The organism is Leisingera sp. F5 (genome assembly GCF_001593695.1).
Genome location: NZ_LUKH01000230.1, coordinates 1 through 3541, shown reverse-complemented (window position 1 = coordinate 3541; position 3541 = coordinate 1). Strand labels below are relative to the sequence as shown.

The following is a 3541-nucleotide window of genomic DNA, read 5'->3' as shown; positions in this document are numbered from 1 at the left end:
TCGCTGGACATGAGCCAGGCCGCCGTCAAGAAGATGATCGCGGAAGCCCGGGAGAAGGGCTATATTACCTATGACCAGCTGAACCAGGTTTTGCCGCCTGATCAGGTGAGCTCGGAACAGATCGAAGATGTGATGTCGATGCTCTCGGAAATGGGCATCAATATCATCGAGGACGAAGAAGCCGAAGACGACGATGCCCAGAACAAGGGGCCGACCGATCTGGTAACCACCGAAGGTCCGCGTGAAATTACGCTGGCTGGAGCTGCGTCCGAGAAATTGGATCGTACCGACGACCCGGTCCGCATGTATCTGCGCGAGATGGGCAGCGTCGAACTGTTGAGCCGTGAAGGCGAGATCGCGATTGCGAAACGGATCGAAGCCGGTCGCAACACGATGATCCTGGGGTTGTGTGAAAGCCCGCTGACCTTCCAGGCGATTACCATCTGGCACGACGAACTTTTGTCCGAAGATATTCTTCTGCGCGACGTTATCGATCTGGAGGCCACATTCGGCAACCAGCTGGATGACGAGGAAGAAGAACCAGTTGTCGATACTTCGGCTGTGGCCGCAACCAAGAAGGAAGACACCGGTCCCGAACTGGACGCCGATGGCAACCCAATTGCATCCGACGACGACGATGACGAGGACGAACAGGCCAACATGTCGCTGGCCGCGATGGAAGCCGCGCTGAAAGATCAGGTTCTGACCACGCTGGAACGGATCTCGACCGACTTTGCCATGTTGTCGGAAATGCAGGATAGCCGGATTTCGGCGACCCTGAACGAAGACGGCACATTCAGCGCCAAGGACGAAGCCACCTATCAGGCGTTGCGTTCGGAAATCGTCGAACTGGTGAATGGCCTGCATCTGCACAACAACCGCATCGAAGCCCTGATTGACCAGCTCTATGGTATCAACAAGCGCGTCATGCAGATTGATGGGCAGATGGTGAAACTGGCCGACCAGGCCCGGATCAACCGTCGCGAATTTGTCGAAGCTTATCGCGGGCGTGAATTGGACCCGAATTGGCTGACGGACATGGGCGAGAAACCCGGTCGTGGCTGGCAGATGTTCTTTGAGCGCTCCTCCGACAAGGTCGAAGAACTGCGCGCGGACATGGCTCAGGTTGGTACCTATGTCGGTCTGGACATCAGCGAATTCCGCCGCATCGTGCAGCAGGTCCAGAAGGGCGAAAAAGAAGCCCGTCAGGCCAAGAAAGAAATGGTGGAGGCGAACCTGCGCCTGGTGATCTCGATCGCCAAGAAATACACCAACCGCGGGCTGCAGTTCTTGGACCTGATCCAGGAGGGCAACATCGGCCTGATGAAGGCGGTGGATAAGTTCGAATACCGCCGCGGCTACAAGTTCTCGACCTACGCGACCTGGTGGATCCGTCAGGCCATCACCCGGTCCATCGCGGATCAGGCCCGTACCATCCGTATTCCGGTCCACATGATCGAGACCATCAACAAGCTGGTCCGTACCGGCCGCCAGATGCTGCACGAGATCGGCCGCGAGCCGACCCCGGAAGAACTGGCCGAAAAGCTGCAGATGCCGCTGGAGAAAGTCCGCAAGGTGATGAAGATCGCCAAGGAGCCGATCAGCCTTGAAACCCCGATCGGGGACGAGGAAGACAGCCAGCTGGGCGATTTCATCGAGGACAAGAATGCCGTGCTGCCCTTGGACAGTGCCATTCAGGAAAACCTCAAGGAAACCACCACCCGGGTTCTGGCGTCCCTGACGCCGCGTGAGGAACGGGTTCTGCGGATGCGCTTCGGCATCGGTATGAACACCGACCACACCCTTGAGGAAGTTGGCCAGCAGTTCAGCGTGACCCGAGAACGGATCCGCCAGATCGAGGCGAAGGCGCTCAGGAAACTGAAGCACCCCAGCCGCAGCCGCAAACTGCGCAGCTTCCTGGATCAGTAATCAATGGGCGCCCCGCGGGGCGCCTTTTTATTTGTGAGGGGCCAATGGCGACCAACGAGTTTTGGGCAAATCTAATTTTCTCTGAATACGTCAAGCTGCGGCAATCAAGTGACAAGGTTTTTGTTACATATGGAGACTTGGCCGAACTGATTGGGCGGCAAGGGGAGCACAGACTGCTGGGAGCTCCTTTAGATCTGGTGCGGGCGATCTGTGAACGTGCAAACCTTCCCGACGTTGCAACTGTTGTCGTGGAACAGCAGAGTTTGAGGTCGGGCGAAATCAAGCCATCTCCGAAAGCTTTGGAAAAGTACGGTGGATGGCCCGGTCTAAGGGCTGAGCAAGGACGCGTGGTGGCGTTTGATTGGGCTGCGATCGACGTTGAAAAGGTAATTGGCTGAAAGAGATGGCGAACGACGGGGAACCCCCTGCCGGAAAAATGAACCTCATCGTCTTCGACGGCGAATGCGTGCTGTGTTCAGGCTTTTTCCGCTTCATGCTGCGCCATGACCGGGCACGGCGGTTCTCCTTTGCCACCGCACAGTCGCCGCTGGGGCAGCTGCTTTACCGCGAACACGGTCTGCCCACCGATGACTTCGAGACCAATCTGGTGATCGTCAATGGCCGCACCTATCAGCGGCTGGATGCCTTTGCCGCGGCGATGCGGGCGCTGCCCTGGCCCTGGCCGGCCTTGTCAGTCTGCCGGTTCCTGCCGGGGCGGCTGAAGAATGCGCTGTACTTCAGCATCGCCTGCAACCGGTACAGGCTGTTCGGCCGCTTTGACACTTGCATGATCCCAAGCCCCAAAGTGCGCGAACGGTTTGCCGACGGGGGCTTTGACGGATGAGGGATGCCTTTGGCGACATCATCGCGGCGCAAGAGCTGGAGGTGCCACCGGTCCTGCTGCGGTTTCATGCGCAGCCGCCGGAACGCAGCCACGGCATGGTCAAGGTTGAGGGCGGCGGCCGCTGGGCCCGGCTGCTGGCGGGGCTTGCAGGCTTCCCGCCGCCAATGGCCGAAACCCGGTTCCGGCTGGACGTCACGCCGCAGGGCAACGGCCATGTCTGGCGGCGCAGTTTCCGGAAATTCCTGACCCGCTCGCACCTGCGCTACGATCCGCAAAAAGGCCGTGCAGTGGAACGCTTCGGCTTGGTCGAACTGGACCTGGCCGTATCGGTCCAGCAAGGCGCAATGGTGGTCTCGGTGGAGAAGGCCCGGCTGTTCGGGCTGCCGCTGCCCCAAGCCCTTTGCCCGCAAAGCGCCTCTACTGAATTTGAAACGCCGGAGGGGCATCTGGGATTTGACATCTCCGCCAGCCTGCCGCGCATCGGTCTGCTGGTGCGCTACAGCGGGTATCTGGTGCTGCCGGAGCTGAACCTGAGGCGTTAACCATTTGCTAACCCTGTCATTGTCCGGCGCGGCATCGGCCCTTAAAATCGATGCTGTTGCCCATTGGCCTTCCGGGGGGAAGAAGATGTCTGCACATACCGATATGAACACGGCTCTGCTGCAGCTGACTGCAAAGCTTCAGTCGCTGAATGATCTGGTGACTGCCAACCAGTTCATGGTCGAAGCTTTGGCGGATCAGGGGGATGCGCTTAAGCAAATGGACGGG

General features: G+C 59.1%; 4 protein-coding genes. All 4 read left to right on the top strand.

Annotated features, from left to right (window positions below):
• Window positions 1-1929 (top strand): RNA polymerase sigma factor RpoD (gene rpoD, locus A2I95_RS27940; protein WP_291735167.1); only part of this gene is annotated, 1929 nt, incomplete at its 5' end.
• Window positions 1930-1973: 44 nt separating this feature from the next.
• On the top strand, window positions 1974-2327 hold the full coding sequence (locus tag A2I95_RS27935) for a hypothetical protein (protein ID WP_027259696.1): 354 nt from the start codon (window positions 1974-1976) through the stop codon (window positions 2325-2327).
• A gap of 38 nt (window positions 2328-2365) precedes the next feature.
• Window positions 2366-2773, top strand: coding sequence for a thiol-disulfide oxidoreductase DCC family protein (locus tag A2I95_RS27930; protein ID WP_367152822.1), 408 nt, complete (start codon window positions 2366-2368; stop codon window positions 2771-2773).
• Window positions 2770-3315, top strand: coding sequence for a DUF4166 domain-containing protein (locus A2I95_RS27925; RefSeq protein WP_291735162.1), 546 nt, complete (start codon window positions 2770-2772; stop codon window positions 3313-3315). Before A2I95_RS27930 ends, A2I95_RS27925 begins: the two co-directional genes overlap by 4 nt.
• Window positions 3316-3541: the final 226 nt, after the last annotated feature.

Excerpts from the sequence above, each read along its gene's own strand:
- A2I95_RS27935 (WP_027259696.1), top strand. The coding sequence starts at position 1,974 with ATGGCGACCAACGAGTTTTGGGCAAATCTAATTTTCTCTGAATACGTC.
- A2I95_RS27930 (WP_367152822.1), top strand. The coding sequence starts at position 2,366 with ATGAACCTCATCGTCTTCGACGGCGAATGCGTGCTGTGTTCAGGCTTT.
- A2I95_RS27925 (WP_291735162.1), top strand. The coding sequence starts at position 2,770 with ATGAGGGATGCCTTTGGCGACATCATCGCGGCGCAAGAGCTGGAGGTG.